This is a genomic window from Myxococcus stipitatus DSM 14675 (assembly GCF_000331735.1).
In the GTDB taxonomy this organism is placed as follows: domain Bacteria; phylum Myxococcota; class Myxococcia; order Myxococcales; family Myxococcaceae; genus Myxococcus; species Myxococcus stipitatus.
In genome coordinates this window covers 1,941,129-1,957,771 of record NC_020126.1, presented here as the reverse complement: position 1 = coordinate 1,957,771, position 16,643 = coordinate 1,941,129, and the positions used below count along the sequence as shown (strand labels likewise).

The following is a 16,643-nucleotide window of genomic DNA, read 5'->3' as shown; positions in this document are numbered from 1 at the left end:
CAAGGTTCAGCTTCGGCGCCATGACTCCCGACATGCTCGACGCGTCTGTCCCGGCTCGCTCCCGGCCCACCCACTTCCGGCGCGGGGGCCCCACCCTGGCCCTCATCACCACCCTGTGGCTGGCCGCCTCCAGCTGCGCATCGCCGCAGGACGTCCCCACCACACCCGCCCCCGCCGTCACCCGAGTGAAGGCCGGGCGCACGAACTGGGTGCTGCGTCCCTCCGAGGCTTTCGACGCCATCTGCCTCTTGAACCTGCTGCGGGGCGACGCGTTCTACACGCGCTTCTATCCGGCGGAGTTCGAGCGCTTCTCCGCCCTCCTCGAGCCCCAGGAGAAGGCCGCGCTCGACCACCTCACCGAGCGGATGGGAAAGCAGGCCGGGAAGATGGTGGGCCCCTACCTGGCGCTCGTCTTCTCCGTCACGGGCGCCACCACCGTGGACAACCTGGCCAGGACGGTGGCGGACGATGCCGCCTGGAAGGCGATGCGCCGCGACTTCAAGGCGACGAGCTACGGAGAGAAGTCCGACTTCAGCGAGCTGGAGGACGTGCGCAAGGACCTGGGCGTGCTGTTCGCCTTCCTCCACCGCATCGACTTCCCGCGCATCTGGCGCGCGGAGTACCTGCCCCAGGTCGAGCAGTCCATCGCGCAGCTCGCCTCCCAGGTGGCTCCCCATGACGTCGTGGGCTGGGACGAGGACATCCTTGGACGGGCACTCCACGTGGAGGAGCTGAACGCCCACGTCCTGAAGTTCGTCAAACCCCACGGCATCCGGGTGACGGGCTGGAACTTCCTCACCGACCTCACCTACCCGGTGAGCGTCACGGTGAAGACCGCGGTGCACGAGCTGCTCCACCCCCCGTTCAAGCGCGAGGGCCTCATCGATGAGCGGCTGACGGCCCTGGAGGCGGACCCCTACTTCCAGCGGCTGGTGCGCGAGCACGACCCGGCATTCGGCTACACCACCGCCCGCGGGCTGACGGAGGAGGACTGCGCCGAGGCCATCGACGTCTTCGTCAGCGAGCGCCAGGGCCTGCTCCGCACGAAGGATGGCAAGCCGCGCACGGGCGCCGAGTTCTTCCGGGACCATGACGACGGCATCCACGTGCTGGCCTACATGCTCTACGAGGAGCTGCGTCGCGCGGAGCTTCCCCCGGGGACGAAGTACGAGGACTTCATCCTGAAGCTGTTCGACACGGGCGTGCTCGTGCCCGGCAAGCTCGAGGAGCGATTCCGTTCCTACCCGGGCGCCTATCGCGTGAAGTCCCTGAAGGAATAGGCAGACACCGGCGGGGTCGACGAAGCCCTCGAGGACAGGCCTCGGGGGCTTTGTGTCTAGAAATAGTCTTCCGACGCGAAGAAGCGCCTGGGTGCATCTCCCGTGACGTGTCGGAACTCACGATGGAAGTGAGACTGGTCGAAATAGCCAGCGTCCAGGGACAGGTCCGACAGGCTGGCCCCCGGGTGGTAGGCGTCAATCACCTGGCGAAGCCGGAGGATGGATGCGAAGTGCTTGGGTGTCGTGCCGACGATGCGCCGGAAGCGCTTCTCGAGCGCGTCCTGGCTGATGTGGAGTGACCGGGCGAGCGCTCCCATCCGAAGCGAGCCCTGGGCCATCCGAATGGCACGCACCGCCGCGACGACCATCGGGTCCGGCGCCTTGGCGCTCAGCCGGAGGGACAGGAACTGCTCCACGAGGGCCGCTCGCGCCTCGAGCGTCCCCGCCTCCGCCAGGCGAGCCGAGAGGCGATCCACCTCCGCGCGCGGCACCAGGTCGTCCAGGGGTTGGAAGGCATTGAAGAGCTCGTGCAGGGGCCCCTTGAAGAACTGCGCGGCGCCGACCTCGCTGAATGTCACCAGGACGCTCCCTCCGTTGGCCGAGCCGCGGATCCGACGCGCGAGTGAGCCCATGCCCTGGATGAGCGCATTCGGGAGCACGTGCTCGGAGCGCTCGTCGATTTGCGTCGCGGAGCCCCTGAAGCCGATGCCCAGAACAATCCCAGAGAGGGGAAGCAAGGTCCGCGTCATCTCCGGGCCCCCCTCCGCCACGATGATGGAGCTCACGAAGGGCGCGAGCGGCCCGCTGGGCGAGAATATCTGCGCGGACTGCACGAAGGGAGCCGTGCGTTCGCTGGGTGTAAACAAGCTGGGCGACATGACTCGTTTCATGACGCCCACGGCGCCACGGTTCAACGACAGTACCGCCCCCTCTCCTGGTTGACCAGCACGGACGGGCCCTGTGCCTCTGGCCCGAGCCGAGGACTCCGCGCATTCAGGAAACCAGGAAAGTACCCGTGATGCTCCGACTGCGTCTCAGACAGCAGGGGATGAAATCACTGGTTCTGTACAAGACGAGAGGAGTGCCCGCCCCCTAAACGTGCGCTCACGACCGATGAGTTTTGACACTCCAGGTCGTCCAAAGAGCAACAACGCAGCGCACGGAGCAGGTCTCATCATGGCACACGGCAAGACCCGGCAGCTCTACCTCAACCTCCCCGTTCGAGACTTGAAGCAGTCCCGGGGCTTCTTCTCCAAGCTCGGCTTCGAGTTCAACGAGAAGTTCTCGGACGAGAACGCCGCCTGCATGCGGGTCGGCGTGGACGCATCGGTGATGCTCCTCACGGAGGCCTTCTTCAAGACGGCCTCCTCTCGAAGCCTGGCCGACACGTCGAAGCACATCGAGTCCCTGTGTGCCTTGTCCTGCGAGAGCAAGGCCGAGGTCGACGAGCTGGTGGAGTTGGCTGTCGCGAATGGGGGCAAGAGCATCAACGCGCCCCAAGACCACGGCTTCATGTATCACTGGGGCTTCCTCGACGTGGATGGCCATCACTGGAACGTCCACTGGATGGCCCCCGAGAGCGCTCAGTAGGCAGACGGACATCGACAGGCGGGATGGGTGTCCATCCAGGCGTGTCGATTTCAACCACGAGAACACCCATGAACTCGATCACCAAGAAGTCATTGAGCGTCCTGGCGACCGTCGCCGTCACCCTCCTGGCCCTGGCCATCGCCCCCGAGGCACGCGCCGAGCAGGGCCCCGCCGCTGGAAAGAGCGCGCCCACGAAGCCCCAGGGCCGCTACGCGACGGTGAACGGCCTCAAGATGTATTACGAGATTCACGGCAAGGGGAAGCCGGTGGTGCTGCTCCATGGGGCCCTGTCCACGCTGGAGGTGGACTTTGGCAAGCTGATGCCGGAGCTGGCCAAGACACGACAGGTCATCGCCATCGAGCAGCAGGCGCATGGGCATACGGCCGACGCGAATCGTCCCCTGAGCTACGAGCAGATGGCCGAGGACACCGCCGCGCTGCTGGGGCAGTTGGGCATCAAGAACGCGGACTTCCTGGGCTACAGCATGGGCGGCGGCATCGCCTTGCAGTTGGCGATGCGTCATCCCCGGCTCGTGCGCAGGTTCGTGTACGCGGGGGGAGCCGGCTATCGGACGGAAGGCACCTACCCCGAGCTCATGAACGTCTGGAAGCAGCTCGCGCCGGAGCACCTGGCGGGCTTCCCATTCCAGAAGGAGTACGCCCGGGTGGCGCCCCAGCCCGAGAACTGGGCCGCGCTCATCGAGAAGGTGAAGCAGCTGGATACGACGTTCGTCGGCTGGCCCGCGGAGGCCGTCCGAGGGATTCAGGCCCCTTCCCTGTTGATGATTGGGGATGCGGACATCACGCTCCCGGAGCACACGGTGGAGATGTTCCGCCTGCTGGGAGGAGGCGTGGCGGGAGACCTCCACGGGCTGCCTCGCGCCCGGCTCGCCGTGCTTCCCGGAACCACCCACGTGACCCTGGTGAGCCGCGTGGACTGGCTGCTGTCCATGGTCAACGAGTTCTTCGACGCACCGGCCGCCAAGGGGAAGTAGGCAGCCGGGTTGAGGCACTGCGTGGAGACGAGCGGCGCTGACGAGGAATCGTCGGGGCCGCTCGGCTTGAAGTCGACGGCAAACTGTTACTCGAAGCGGGCGATGACGTCATTCAGGACGCGCAGGAAGTAGCTGTCCGCAGGACCTCCTTCATCGCGAATGGCGAGGAGGAGCGGATAGAAATCCGGGTCCCCCAGAGCTGCAGCGGCCTCGAGCGCGTACACCGTCACGCTGTGTCCAGAAAGCGCGGCACGCACGGGCTCGACAGCGCGAGGGTCCTGCCGTGTCGCCAGGCCCACCAGTGCCTCGCTGGCAATCTCCGGGTCCACATCGCCGAGGCGCGCCGCGAGCGCATCACGCAACCGAGGTGTGTCGCTCTCTTCCCTGAGCGACCCCAGGCCAAAGGTCGCCCAGTCCCGGACATCGCGGTCCTCGTCGGTGGAAAGCTGGATGAGTGCCTCCACCGCTTCTGGAGCATCCAAGACAGCCAGCCCATGCACCGCGCCGCATCGCGCCTCCGCAGAGGGATGGCTTGCCAGGCCGATGAGCTCCGTCAGGGCGCGGGGTTCCACGAGGTGCCCCAATGCAACACCTGCGGAAAGGAGGACCTTGGGCTCCTTCTCCCGTCGAAGGAGGTCCAACAGCGCATCGCCACGCTCCGCCGAGAAGACGGGGCGCCCAGCGCCAAGCTGGCCCAGAACATCCGCGCCGCGCCCCCGTGCTTTCGCGGAGGAGTCACCGAGAAGTTGGATGGCGGCATCCAGCACCTCACGCGTCCCCCGACGCCTCAGTGCCCAGATGGCCTCCCAGGCGCGCTCATCATCTTCGTCCCCTGCCAAGGCCATCTGGATGAGCGCCTCGGTGCTGCCCTCTTCGCCATGCTCCGGACGACTCATGATGCCCTCATGTACTCCGAGACCGCTGGACACACGCACCACGACCCTACGTCATGACCACTTCAGGCCACCACCAACAGCGCGCCCATGCGAGCAGGCTTCAGGGCCCCTCTCCACCGGGGTCATAGCGCGCGCACGGGCCCGTAGAGCCCGAGCCCATCAGGACCCACTGGGTTCAACTCCCAGCGTCGCCATGCAGCACGGTCTGCTTCACCCACTTCACGGGGTATCGCCCGAGGGCAGGGCACTCGTCTGATATGCGAGAAATCTCGGTTCGAGCCCGAGTACCCCGACTGTCACAGTCTCCCTGACCACTGAATCGTCGTGGTGAGTTCATGCCGCCCGCTCACGATGGGGATGGCAGACAATACGTCTGCGTAGCCCATTGGAAGAGCCTCCGCCTCATGAGCGGACAGCGAGGGTTCGAATCCCTCCGCGGGCGCAAGTGCAAAGCCTGCCTCCGGTCCTTTCCCACTCGCGCAGCATACACCCCGGCAGTTCAATCCTTGCAGGCTTCCGAAGGGAGTCGCGAGGCGGTGACGCGGCGCCTGCGGAGAGCCGACCTGCGCGCTCCTGCCGGTGTCCCCCGCAGACCCAACTCCTCCCGCAGCACCAACGATCCTCGCGCGGCGCTGGGAACAACCACACCCAACAGGGTCCTCTGCGACTCTGGCCTCCCACGCCCACAGCCCGCGATTCGCAGTCTGTGAAAGGTGGCGCGGGCGGCGACGACCATCAAGGGCGTCCGCAATGCGGGCGGCGTCCGCGTGGCCATCGTCTACCACCACTTCGTGCGGGCCAGGACACGCGCAGGACGTAGCTCGTGCCCGGAGCGCGGACGTCACTCGACGGATGTCGGAGTCTGGAACGAAATGCGCCACACACAGCGCGACAGCCCGCATGTCTTTTTCCAGCACCTCCAGCCAGACACGAGCAGCACCACGGAAGCCACTCAATACCAACAACGCCGGTTTCAATTCCATGCGCGTCCAGCGATGATATTGGCGATTGGCGCAATGCCAATCCCTGAAACAAAGGACAACCATGTCACACCTTCGTCAGTATCTGCTGGCAGCCGCCCTGGCTTTCCTTGGTCTGAGCGCCTGTGGCGACGTGGCACCTCCGGACGCGGAACCGAGCAGCACCCGCCAGGCCGAGTTAGTGGCAGAGGCTGTGCCTCTCCCGCTCCCTGTCGGCTGCCTCCTGACCTCACTGGATACAGACGGCGACGGCATCTGTGACATCGTGGAGGCTGTGCTGAGAACCGATCCCAACAAGGCCGACACGGATGGGGACAGCCTCAGCGACTACGTCGAGACGTTCGGCTTCGGAGGCATCGATCTGAGTGCCCTCGGCGCCAACGCGCGCAAGAAGGACATCTTCGTGGAGGTGGACTACTACCCCAACCTCAGGCCCAGCCAGGCCACGCTGGACAAGGTCATCACGGCTTTCGCCAGCGCGCCGGTGAGCAATCCGGATGGGACCACAGGCATCACGCTGCACCTGTTGCTGGATCAGCAGATCGCCGCCGCGGACGCGGACATGAATCTGAGCCCCGTGTGGGCGGAATTCGACGTCATCAAGAACAAGTACTTCGCCGCCGCCCGCGCGCCCTACTTTCACTACGCGGTGTTCGCGCACCAGTACGACGGGAACTTCTCCAGCGGTATCTCGCGCGGCCTCCCCGCGCAGGACTTCCTGATGACGTTGGGCTCTTTCAACGGCACCGAGCAACAGCAGGCCGGCACCTTCATGCACGAATTGGGACACAACCTGGGCCTGCGCCACGGTGGCAATGACGATGCCAACTACAAGCCCAACTACCTGAGCATCATGAACTACGAATACCAGTTCTATGGATTCGAACTCGACTTCAATGTCGGCGCGCTCGACTACTCGCGTGTGCAGGTGGCGTCCGTCAACGAGGCGGCCGTCTATGAGCTCACCGCGTTCGCTGCCGTCCCCCCGTCCTCCGAGTCGGAACTGGCGAGATACTTCGGGCTGCGCTTCAACGACGCCCAGGTGGCGATGTTCTCCGCAACCGACTTCGTCGATTTCAACAACAACCGCCAATACGACTTCAACACCTTTGCGTTGGACTTCAACCGCAACGGCGTCGCGACGGATGTGTACCCCGTGTCGCAGAACGACTGGGCGGTACTGATCTATGACGGCGGCCAGATTGGCTTCGGCGCGCCGGGCATGTCCCGGCAGCTGAACCGCGAGGAGCGCTTCGTTGTTTCCCCCGAGAAGATGGAGCCCTGCCTCCCCGGGGACCCGGACCGCGCCCCGTAAGTCCGCCTCCCGTCCCTGAAGCGTCGAATCCCACCGCCAGGGCCGGCTGAACGGGCCCCGGCGGGCGTGGCGGCTCCCTCGAGGAGGCATGGAGACAGGCTCGAGGGTCTCGTGCCTCCCTTTGCATGCCGGGAGCACCGGCGCTTAGGATTGGCACAAGCGCAGGGCAGCAGGTTGGCTTCGATTCCAGCACCATGGGCGCGAGGCGGGACGCATCGGCCATTGGGGCCGCGTCCCAGGAGCGGCGACACTTGGGAGGAATCATGTCGAGTATTCTCAGGGGCATGCTTGCAGCAATCCTGCTGGTGGGCTGTGGCATGGAGGCACCAGTCGACCCATCGGCCGAGCTCGAGTCCAGAGAAGATGGAATCAATACCTGTGTCGTTGGAGCCGGCGCATACTCATCATGTAACAGTGGGCGCGGTGTCTGCATCTACGCATCCCTCGGAGCGCGCAATGCCGACTGCCGGCCTCGGTGCGGAGTCGCGTGTGGAACCGAGGAAGGTGAGTGTTGTATCGGGTATGCGTCCATCGACTACTGCGAGATGAACAGGGGCTGCATGAGCTATCTGGCGCCGTCAGCCCCCTGACCTCCAGACAGGGCTCCACAACCCAGCACTCGGACAGTGCCGCGTCTCTCGAAGGGGAGGAGTCAACACGGAAGCCCGGACTCCTCCCCTGTTCGGGGGACTCCCCGCCTCGTCTCTTGTGAGGGGCCGAGGCGCTCCACAGCCCGCTCTCTACAGCAGCCCAGAGTGCACCGTCAGAAGCCGCGCCCGCGGGAACGCCACCGCTTCTTGCGGCCTGGTCGGAGCAGCGAGACTTGCCGGTGATGCGTCCAAGCAATCCCTTGTGCACGAGGCGGTATGCGATAGCCGACGGAGGGGCGATTCAAGGGCCCTTCACCCGGCCCCCTTCATGGCCTCCCGAGCCCTCACCTCTTTCGCTCGAGACCTCCGGCGTGGCGAAAGCCTTCCCTGTCGCTCGTACTCCGCACCACGAGCGCCCCTGCGCGGCCCGCCCATCCCGCGCGTCTTGAAGGTCGTCTCCACTCAGCGCCTGGACGTGGCGTGCTGCTTCAACCACTGAGCGGCCCGCTCTGCGTCCGCCTTTCGGTCCACGCGGCTCCAGTAGTCGCGGGCCTGCGTGGCCAGCTCGACGGCTCGCGCCCTGTCTCCGTGGGAGTCCCAGAGCGCGCGTGCCAGCGGGAACTGAACCCCCGCCCTCTCATTGATCAAGGTCATCTTCAGGGCGCCCTCGAGAAAAGGCACGGCCTCGGCGGGCTTGCCCTCGGCCAGACTGAGCCGGCCCATCCCCAGCAAGGGCCACAGGCGCCCCAGATCGTCCGGCGCCAGGACCTTGTCCTGCAAGGCCATGGCGCGCGTGAACTTCTCCCGCGCCTCCGCGAGGCGCCCCAGCTCCACCAGCGCCTCGCCTTGGTCCGTGAGCGCCCAGGCGACGAGCGGGCTCTCGGGGCCCAGCAGCTTCAGGTTCAGCTCCAGCACGCGCGCGTAGGCCTCGAGCGCCTCCTCGGCCCTCCCCATGTCGAGGAGCACGTGGCCTCTCGCGCTGAGCGAGTCGGCCACGGACGGATGCTCGGAGCCCAGCACCTTCTGCTTCAGCGCCAGGGCGCGCGACTGGGCCTCGAGCGCCTCCTCGAACCGGCCCATCTCCTGGAGCGTGGTGCCGAGGTCTCTGAGGGACTCGGCCACCCGTGGGTGCTCCGGGCCCAACACCTCCTTCCGCATCTCCAGCGAGAGGGTATGGGCCTCGAGCGCCTCGTCCACCCGGCCCATGCTCTGGAACAGCAGGCCCAGGTTGTGGAGCGTGGAGGCCACCTCCCAGTGCTCGGGGCCCCACACCTTCTTCCTCAGCGCCAGGGCGTGCTCGAACGCCTGCCGCGCCTCCTCGTGCTTGCCCACGGCCATGAGGATGGTGCCCTCGCTGTTGGAGGCAAAGGCGCGGATGCGGTCATCGTCCGCCAGCTCCACCATGCTCTGCGCCATGGGCACCATGTGCAGCGCGTCGTGCGGCCGCCGCAGGCGATTGCCCGTCACCCAGACCAGGGAGTTCGAGGCCTGGGCCAGCGTATAGGCGTCCCTGCCACGGGCCGCCACCCCCATGGCCTCGCGCAGGCCGTCCACGGTGGCTCGGTAGTCGCCTGTCCCTTCTCTCATCCAGGCCATGAGGTAGAGGGTCTGGGCCTCCAGCGAAGCGTGGCCCGCCGCCTTCACCTGGGGGAGCAGGGAGTCCGCCAGCACGAGCCCCTCCTGGACGCGGTGGGTATCCAGCAGCACCCGCAAGGAGTCGACCTGCTGCTGGAGCGCCTCCACCTTCCCGCGCACCACCGGGTCCTCCGGCGGCGGCACCGCGGCGGTGAGCGCCTTGGCGTCCTCGCAGTACTCCAGCGGCGGCAGGGCCTGCACCGCCTCCACCGCCTTGCGCACCAGGGCGGTGTCTGGACTCTGGGACAACAGCTCGGTGAGCGCGCGCAGTTGGCCGCGCCTGCGCTCCAGGCAGGCCTCCTCCAGCATCAGCAGCCCCGAGTTCTTCGGGCGCCCCTCCTGGCTCGCGCTCAGACACAGCGCGGTGCGCTGCCTCACCCAGGCTCCCGCATAGGCCTCCAGCCCCTGCACCACCCGCTCGGCGGTGGCCCGAGCATAGGGTGCCCCCGTGGCGACCAACCCCTGCTCCAGCCGGGCCCGGACCTCCGCATCCCAGACCCCGCTCAGCCGCAGCTCCATGCGACCGCATACCTGCTCCTGCGGGCGAGCCCACACCCACAAGGCCAGCCCCGCCGCCGCCCCCACCGCGCCGACCAGGGCCCAGCGCGAGGGCCTCGCCCGCCGCTTCTTCTCCGGGTCGTCCGCCAGCGCGTGCAGCAGCGCCTTCATGGACGAGGGACGCTTCGCCGAATCGGTGCTCAGCCCCTGGAGGAGCGTGCGCGTCACCCACGCGGGGACCTGGGAGTCCTCCGGCGGCGCCACCCTGCCCGCGCGCTGAGCCGCGCGCAGCTCCGCCACGGTGTTGCCCTGGAAGGGGAGCTGGCCGTACAGCCCCTCATAGAGAGACACGCAGAAGGCATACAGGTCGCTGCGCGCGTCTCCCCGTTGGCCTCGGAACTGCTCGTCCGCCATGTAGCTCGGCGTCCCCATCCACTGGCTCGAGCGCGTGGTCAGCGGAGCGAGCGCCACGGCCGGCTGCGCGGGGAGGAGTTGCGCGGGGGCCTCGCGCGGCTCGTCCACCGAGGCGGACTCGAGCCAGGCCAGGCCGAAGTCCGTCACCCGCGCCCGCCCGTCCTGGCCCACCAGCACATTGTCCGGCTTGAAGTCATGGTGGATGAGGCCCGCTTCGTGGGCGGCGGCCAACCCCTGCCCCGCCGCCAGGTACTGCGCCAGCACCTCGCCCCACGGGCGCCCCTGCTGCCAACGGCGCAGCGTCTGCCCCTCCACATACTCCATGGCGATGAAGAGCGCGCCGTCCTCCAAGGTCCCCGCGTCGTACACCGCCACCACCTGGGGGTGGCTCAGGCGCGCCATCGCCTGCGCCTCGCGCACGAACCGGGCCTGCTCCTCGTCGCGGCGGCTCTCTCCTCCGCTCCAGGGTCGCAGCAGCTTGAGCGCCACGCGTCGATCCAACCGCGCGTCATACACGCTCAGGACCAGCCCCATGCTGCCCTGGCCCAGCGTGCCCAGCACCGTATAGCGGCCCAGCAGCGTGTAGCCGGGTTCGAGGGGTGGAGCCTTCGTGGGCTCCCCTTCATAAGGCCACGTGGTGGCCCCCCCGTCTTCGAGCCTGGGCAGCGGCTCCCCATCGCGGGAAGGGACCTCTTCGGCATGCCCGCCAGGAGCGCTCTTCTCCCGCTGCTCGTTCCTCATTGCCGCCTCTCCCCGTACATCCTGCTACCTCCCCAGCCGGTCGGCGGCGTGGCGCGGATACTACTGGATCCAGGCGCGGGACCGATGACGCGGGTGGTACCCGTTGTTACCAGGGCGCGCCTTCGACACGCGAGAGCCCCCTGCATGGAGCCCGCTTCGAGGGGGCTTCCCCACGCGTCCGCCGCGTTCGGGGCCGCTGGAGTGTCGAGGTGATGGAAACGGGTGTGATCACGCCGAGGGCCCTCCCTGGGCACACGCGTTATCAGTGACAACACTTGTTACCAGGGTGTTGGAAGAAGCCAAACCCAGACAATCAAAGGGCTTCGCCGGAATGGAGCCATCCCAGCGAGGGTGGCGCGCTGCGTGCACAAAGGCCGCGCGCCGTAACTCACTGAAGAGGCCCACCATGATGAAGGCAGTAACCAAGGCCCTGGCGCTCCTGACGCTCACTGCGTCCACCCTCGCGTCCGCGCAGGACTACCAGGACACCACGCCGTATGTCGTCGACTCGGCGAAGTACCCGTACACCCTCTATCCGTCCAACACCCAGCTCGACGACAAGACTCCGTGGGAGACGCCGGTCCTCCCGTTCAACCCGAGCAGCACGTACACGGCGCCGGAGCAGGACGCCGTCGTCCAGGGCGAGTCGCAGCTGCTCGACGCGCCCGTCTATCTCGACATGAATGACGGCATGAGGCACCTGCAGTACGGCCAGGCCACCATTCCGGAGGCCGCCACGCAGAACGTGCCGCAGCCGACGGAGACGGTGCCGACGCAGGAGCTGTCCGGGCTGCGCTCCGCGGAGCGGGGGGCGGCGCTCATCGGGCCCGTCACCAAGAGCTACCAGCGCACCGAGCTGTTCGGTAACAACATCTTCGGCGCTGGCTATAACGTCACCGCGGCCATCACCGCGACGCCCGCCACCGGCACCACGGCGAAGAAGCAGGAGGCGCTCGCCGAGGGCCGGGTCCACGGCACCGCCTTCAACATCCAGAAGGAGCTGGTGCGCGGTCGCGCCACCGTCTGCGGGCAGCAGGGCGGCTGCAACAGCGGCAGCGCGGCGCTGTACGCCATGAGCTCGATGATCTGGAGCACCAGCCTCGCCGGCAACTTCTCGACGACTCCGATCAACTGGAGCCGGTCCTTCTTCTCCGTGTCCAAGACGTTCATGGTCGGCCCTGTCCCGCTCACCGTGAAGGCCTCGCTGACGGGCGGCGTGACGATGCGCGTGAGTGGCCAGGTGAACCCCCTGGTCGCCGCGGTCACCGGCGCCGTGGGCGGCTTCGCCAACGTGGTGGCCTCCGCCGCGGTGAACGTCGCCATCGCCAGCTTTGGCGTGACGGGCAGCCTGCAGCTCATCAACGCCACGCTGTCCCCCCTGGCCAGCCTCGACTGGAGCCTCTGCATGGCGTCCTGGCAGCTCAAGGCGCCCCTCAGCCTGAACGCGCTCTCGGGCACGCTGACGGGGTTCGTGAAGATCAAGCTCCTGTTCTTCAAGAAGACCTGGAACGTCACCATCGCGCAGTGGAGCGGCATCGTGAGGAACATCGTCCTCTACAGCGCCTCGGGCTCCATCTCGGCCTCGGGCTGCTAGCCGGGCTGCCCCCGCCACCGCGCGGCCGCGTCCTGGAGGCGATGGCCGCGCGCGAGGCGGGATGACCGGGCCCTGGGCTCCTCGACCGAGGACTCGGCCGAGGAGACCGGGCCCGCATCTCCAACCAGAACTGAAGCGGCCAGGGCCGCTGACTCGGGAGTTTCCCATGAGGAAGTCGGTGCACGCGGGCGGCAAGCCCTTCAGCAAGGTCCTCGGGGTGGGGCTCCCCCTGCTCCTCGTGAGCCTGCTGGGGCTCTGGGGGTGGGCATCCCGGTCCGCCGCGGTGGCCTCTTCGGAGACGTCGCGCTCCCCCCAGGCCGCGCCCGCGGTGGCGGGCCTGTCGATGCAGCCCCTGGGCGTGTCGCCCAAGCCCCTGGCGGGGACGCGGGCGTGGGTCCCCGGGACGCTCTACCGCTACGCCCTGAACGCGGACCAGAAGATCTCCTTCCGCCCCGCCCAGCCCGGCGCGCAGGCACTGCCCGGCATGAGGTTCATCCTCCGGGGCGAGTGGACCGTGGGGGTCGTCTCCGCGGAGGCCGAGCGCATCGACACGCGGGTGAGCCTGCAGCTCACCTCGCTGACGGTGGAGGTCGGCGACAATGGCCCTGTCGCCCCCGACGTCCAGCGAAACCTCGCCACGACGTTGCAGGTCCCCTTCTTCCTCACGCACGACCCGAGCGGTCGGGTGACGCACACGCACTTCGAGCAGGCGGCTGACCCGCTCGTGCGAGGCATCCTCCGGTCCATCGTGGCGGGCTCCCAGTTCGTCGTGGTCGGAGTGCCGGGCGACACCTGGACAGCGGAGGAGCTCGACACCACGGGGCGGTACAGCGCCGGGTACCTGCGCCTGGCGCCGGGCCGCTTCGAGAAGCGCAAGCTGTCCTACTCCCACGTGGCGTTCCCGCAGGGGCTCGAGCCGCTGGGCGGGCAGGTCCGCATCGACGTGAGCGCCCGAAGCACCTTCGCGCTGGAGCAGGACCTCTGGACGAGCTCGCTCGATGCCCAGGAGCGGGTGGAGGTGGATGCGGGCCAGACCATGCCTCCCACAACCTATGAGTCCTCTCTGAGCCTGAGCCTGCTGGAGCGCCGCGTGGACCCCACGTTGGTGGGCGCATTCGCGGCGCGCCGGGCCTGGCTGAGCTCCGCCGCCATGTCCGCCTTCCAAGGCATGGAGCAGGACCCGATGGCCCAGCACCGCCAGGTGTTGGGCGGCAAGGACTTCGACACGCTGGTCAAGGAGCTGCGCGCGCTCCCGGGGGAGCCCACGGCGCGTGATGAGGCGCGCTCCATCGCCCTGGAGCGGCTGCGCGCGCTCTTCATGCTCCACCCCTCCGAGGCCGCGAAGGTCCCCGCCATCATCCGCGCGGGCATGGACCCGCTCGCGGCCAGCCCCATGCTCGGCGCGCTCTCCGCGGCCAGCACCCCCGAGGCCGTCCAGGCCCTGGCGGAGGTCACGGGGGATCGCGCCATCCCCCAGGACATCCGCATGGACTCGGCGGCCGCGCTGGGCGTGGCGAAGGACCCCACGGCGGAGGGCCTCGAGGCCCTTCGCGGCGTGGCGGGCGAAGAGGACGGGATGCTGCGCGACACGGCCCAACTGGCGCTCGGCAACGCCGCGGCCCAGCTGACCGACACCGACCCCAAGGGCGCGGAGGACCTGGTCGGCGAGCTCACCCGTGGCTATCGCTCCGCCTCCACCGCGGAGGCGCAGGTGGGGGCGATCAACAGTCTGGGCAACACCCGCTCGCCGAGCGCGCTCGCCGCGCTGGAGGACGCGCTCCGGTCGCAGGATCCCCGGGTGCGCCAGGCCGCGCTCAATGCGCTGCGCATCATCCAGGACCCTCGCGCGGACCAGCTCCTCGCCCAGCACCTGCTCGAGGACCCGGCCCCGGAGGTCCGCCAGGCCGCCGTCTTCGCAAGCAACTTCCGGCCCCTGGCGCCCCTGCTGCCCGCCCTGGCGCAGGCGCTGCGCATGGACCCCGCGGACGGGGTGAGGAACGAGGTCATCCACCTGCTGGGTGACCAGCGGGCCCTGGTGCCCGAGGCCCTGCCCTTGTTGGCCTGGGCCAGCCAACACGACGCGAACCCGGACCTCCGGCAGGCGGCCGCGGTCTTCGTCAACACGCCCACGACGCGCAGCTCCACTCCGTAACGAACACTCACCGGCTTTCCGCGCCGCCTGGCGCGGCCTGAACAAGCAAGGACATCCCGATGTCGCGAAGAATCTGGGGGGCCATGGCCCTGGTGGTGGTGGCGATGGTGTTGCCAGCACAGGTGGAGGCGCAGCCTCTCCTGCTGGGCCGATGCACCGTCGACAACCTGTCGACGAGTGACGCGGCGAAGCAGCGAGTCGAGTGGGCTCGCAAGTGCGCGCTGAACCAGAACGTCGGGCACCCGAGGGCCGCGTTCAACACGGGCCTGAGCTCCGCGAGCGGTGGGACGCTGAAGGACTACCTGGAGTCGGACCTGGAGCGGAACTCAGTGGGAGAGGGCTCGTTCACGGGCTCGAGCTTCCAGGTGAACACCGCGGCCATGTTCGCGCTCTACAACGCGGGCCCCACCTCCCAGGCGTTGGACACTGACGGCTACCTGCAGTGGTCACGCGACTCGTGGCGGAGGAAGGGACGCCCGCTCTACCCCACCTTCGGCACGACGTCCGACATCGCCGATGACGGCAACCGCCAGCTCTTCCCTCACAAGGACCTGGCGAACTGCAGGCTCTACTTCGACAAGGAGAGCACCGAGCCGGCCTTCACCGCCTTCCATGTGAACGGCTACTGCGAGTCGGCCTGCTACACCGCCGAGCAGGAGATCCTCTTCGCCGACGGCGCCCTCCCCATCCGTGAGGCGATGGAGGCGCTGCGTGAGGACCTCATCACGCTGACGCCGGACTCCACGTTCGATGCGCTCCAGCTCCAGCCGAACCTCACCTACAGCTACACGCGAGAGCTCCGGGACGCGGAGCACACGCTCGTGGTCATCACCGCCCGGTCTGGCGGTCAGCTCCGCCTCACCCTCGAGCACCCGGTCATCAACGGCGAGGGCCGCATCGTGCAGGCGCAGACCCTCGAGGTGGGCGACGCGCTGGTGAAGGCCGACGGCACCCTGGATGCCATCGTGGACCTCCAGAAGACCCCCTTCTTCGGCAAGGTCTACAACCTCGCGCCGGTGACGACGGACCGGGTGTCCAACATCCTCGTGGCCCAGGGCTACCTGGTGGGCTCCGTGCGGTTCCAGAACGACGAGGTGGGCTACCTCAACCGCATCATCCTCTACCGGAGCATTCCCGCCGACGTGCTCCCCCAGGTGGAGCGCCCATGAAGCGCCCGCTCTACCCGTTCGTCACCGCGGGGCTCGCGGGGCTGGTGCTCATCGCCTGGGCGCTCGACGGTGCCCAGGACGCGGCCCCCGTGACGGCGGCTCCGGCGAGAGCCTCTCCCGCACCCACCCCGCTGGCTCGTGACACGGCGCCGGAGCCCACCCCCGCGCCTCGCCCGGCCCCCCTGTCCGCGGCTCCGGAGGACGACGGGGAGCCCGGTGAGTTCACCACCACGACCGACCGGGTCAAGGCGGAGATCTTCAAGACGGAGCCGGAGCTGGCTCGGTTCGACTCCTTCCGCGAGCATGTCCTCCTCGATTCCAACGGCCGCGAGGACTACGAGGCGCTGCTCGCCGATACGCGGTTGCATGAGCAACTGCGTCGGGCGCTGAGCACCTCGACGGAGGCCGAGGAGACGCTGGAGTCCAGCTTCAAGCGCCTGATGCGGATCGACTACCTGCGCGAGGCGCTGGCCTGGAGGCGGAACCCGGCGCGCGCGCAGCTGGTGTCCACCGTCGAGCGCATCATCCTGGAGGACTCGTTCACCGCGGAGCTGTCGCCGGGCGCCAGGCGCTCGATGGCCGCGACCCGGATGGAGCTCTTCGAAATCTTCGCGGACCAAGAGCCCGCGCGAGCGGGGGCCCTGGTCGAGGCCGCGAAGGGGACGCCGCTCGAGAAGCTGGTGCGGCACTTCGCCGCGCGCAACCAGCGTCGGCAGGTGAAGGAGCGGAAGCTGAGTGTTCAAGCGCAGGCGCGCCGTGGCGTGACGCCCTGAGGGGCCGCGCCGCCAACTCAT

The 16,643-nt window shown here is 68.1% G+C and carries 11 protein-coding genes and 2 tRNA genes; 10 read left to right on the top strand and 3 right to left on the bottom strand.

The window, feature by feature from the left end:
• Positions 1–32: 32 nt before the first annotated feature.
• A complete protein-coding gene (locus tag MYSTI_RS07805) occupies positions 33–1,280 on the top strand; it encodes a hypothetical protein (protein ID WP_201768953.1) in 1,248 nt (415 codons plus the stop codon).
• A gap of 56 nt (positions 1,281–1,336) precedes the next feature.
• Here the strand turns inward: MYSTI_RS07805 and MYSTI_RS07800 are convergent, their stop codons facing one another.
• Positions 1,337–2,158: a helix-turn-helix domain-containing protein gene (locus MYSTI_RS07800; RefSeq protein WP_015347170.1), complete on the bottom strand. Its 822-nt coding sequence runs from the start codon at positions 2,156–2,158 to the stop codon at positions 1,337–1,339.
• 298 nt (positions 2,159–2,456) lie between these two features.
• Between MYSTI_RS07800 and MYSTI_RS07795 the strand changes: the two genes are divergently transcribed.
• Together MYSTI_RS07795 and MYSTI_RS07790 are read left to right on the top strand one after the other, a co-directional pair.
• Positions 2,457–2,870, top strand: a complete 414-nt coding sequence (locus MYSTI_RS07795) for a VOC family protein (protein ID WP_044279298.1) — start codon at positions 2,457–2,459, stop codon at positions 2,868–2,870.
• A 68-nt stretch (positions 2,871–2,938) separates the two neighbouring features.
• Positions 2,939–3,865, top strand: a complete 927-nt coding sequence (locus tag MYSTI_RS07790; RefSeq protein WP_015347168.1) for an alpha/beta fold hydrolase — start codon at positions 2,939–2,941, stop codon at positions 3,863–3,865.
• Between the two features lie 86 nt (positions 3,866–3,951).
• Here MYSTI_RS07790 and MYSTI_RS07785 read toward each other — a convergent pair whose 3' ends face one another.
• On the bottom strand, positions 3,952–4,761 hold the full coding sequence (locus MYSTI_RS07785) for a HEAT repeat domain-containing protein (protein ID WP_015347167.1): 810 nt from the start codon (positions 4,759–4,761) through the stop codon (positions 3,952–3,954).
• Positions 4,762–4,983: 222 nt separating this feature from the next.
• On the opposite strand from MYSTI_RS07785, the gene MYSTI_RS07780 reads away from it, so the two are divergent.
• The 3 genes from MYSTI_RS07780 to MYSTI_RS07770 all read left to right on the top strand — a co-directional run bounded on the left by MYSTI_RS07780 (position 4,984) and on the right by MYSTI_RS07770 (position 7,056).
• Positions 4,984–5,054, top strand: a tRNA-Ile gene (locus MYSTI_RS07780).
• Positions 5,055–5,132: 78 nt separating this feature from the next.
• Positions 5,133–5,203: transfer RNA gene (locus MYSTI_RS07775), tRNA-Met, on the top strand.
• 602 nt (positions 5,204–5,805) lie between these two features.
• Positions 5,806–7,056 carry a zinc metalloprotease gene (locus tag MYSTI_RS07770; protein ID WP_015347166.1) on the top strand — a complete coding sequence of 417 codons (1,251 nt, stop codon included), beginning with the start codon at positions 5,806–5,808 and terminating at the stop codon, positions 7,054–7,056.
• Positions 7,057–8,108: 1,052 nt separating this feature from the next.
• On the opposite strand, the gene MYSTI_RS07765 is transcribed toward MYSTI_RS07770, so the two are convergent.
• Positions 8,109–10,934: a serine/threonine-protein kinase gene (locus MYSTI_RS07765; RefSeq protein ID WP_015347165.1), complete on the bottom strand. Its 2,826-nt coding sequence runs from the start codon at positions 10,932–10,934 to the stop codon at positions 8,109–8,111.
• A 406-nt stretch (positions 10,935–11,340) separates the two neighbouring features.
• Here MYSTI_RS07765 and MYSTI_RS07760 point away from each other — a divergent pair, with 406 nt between their 5' ends.
• From MYSTI_RS07760 to MYSTI_RS07745, 4 genes are all read left to right on the top strand, one after another.
• Positions 11,341–12,528 carry a hypothetical protein gene (locus tag MYSTI_RS07760; protein ID WP_015347164.1) on the top strand — a complete coding sequence of 396 codons (1,188 nt, stop codon included), beginning with the start codon at positions 11,341–11,343 and terminating at the stop codon, positions 12,526–12,528.
• Positions 12,529–12,694: 166 nt separating this feature from the next.
• Positions 12,695–14,680 carry a HEAT repeat domain-containing protein gene (locus MYSTI_RS07755; RefSeq protein ID WP_015347163.1) on the top strand — a complete coding sequence of 662 codons (1,986 nt, stop codon included), beginning with the start codon at positions 12,695–12,697 and terminating at the stop codon, positions 14,678–14,680.
• A 59-nt stretch (positions 14,681–14,739) separates the two neighbouring features.
• Positions 14,740–15,849: a Hint domain-containing protein gene (locus tag MYSTI_RS07750; protein WP_015347162.1), complete on the top strand. Its 1,110-nt coding sequence runs from the start codon at positions 14,740–14,742 to the stop codon at positions 15,847–15,849.
• Entirely contained in the window at positions 15,846–16,622 is a 777-nt protein-coding gene (locus tag MYSTI_RS07745; protein WP_015347161.1) for a hypothetical protein, read from the top strand. Before MYSTI_RS07750 ends, MYSTI_RS07745 begins: the two co-directional genes overlap by 4 nt.
• Positions 16,623–16,643: the final 21 nt, after the last annotated feature.

Bases quoted from the DNA above. Each gene is read 5' to 3' on its own strand.
- MYSTI_RS07790 (WP_015347168.1), top strand. From the start codon at position 2,939: ATGAACTCGATCACCAAGAAGTCATTGAGCGTCCTGGCGACCGTCGCC.
- MYSTI_RS07765 (WP_015347165.1), bottom strand. From the start codon at position 10,934: ATGAGGAACGAGCAGCGGGAGAAGAGCGCTCCTGGCGGGCATGCCGAA.
- MYSTI_RS07750 (WP_015347162.1), top strand. From the start codon at position 14,740: ATGTCGCGAAGAATCTGGGGGGCCATGGCCCTGGTGGTGGTGGCGATG.
- MYSTI_RS07800 (WP_015347170.1), bottom strand. From the start codon at position 2,158: ATGTCGCCCAGCTTGTTTACACCCAGCGAACGCACGGCTCCCTTCGTG.
- MYSTI_RS07760 (WP_015347164.1), top strand. From the start codon at position 11,341: ATGATGAAGGCAGTAACCAAGGCCCTGGCGCTCCTGACGCTCACTGCG.
- MYSTI_RS07745 (WP_015347161.1), top strand. From the start codon at position 15,846: ATGAAGCGCCCGCTCTACCCGTTCGTCACCGCGGGGCTCGCGGGGCTG.
- MYSTI_RS07755 (WP_015347163.1), top strand. From the start codon at position 12,695: ATGAGGAAGTCGGTGCACGCGGGCGGCAAGCCCTTCAGCAAGGTCCTC.
- MYSTI_RS07795 (WP_044279298.1), top strand. From the start codon at position 2,457: ATGGCACACGGCAAGACCCGGCAGCTCTACCTCAACCTCCCCGTTCGA.
- MYSTI_RS07770 (WP_015347166.1), top strand. From the start codon at position 5,806: ATGTCACACCTTCGTCAGTATCTGCTGGCAGCCGCCCTGGCTTTCCTT.
- MYSTI_RS07785 (WP_015347167.1), bottom strand. From the start codon at position 4,761: ATGAGTCGTCCGGAGCATGGCGAAGAGGGCAGCACCGAGGCGCTCATC.
- MYSTI_RS07805 (WP_201768953.1), top strand. From the start codon at position 33: ATGCTCGACGCGTCTGTCCCGGCTCGCTCCCGGCCCACCCACTTCCGG.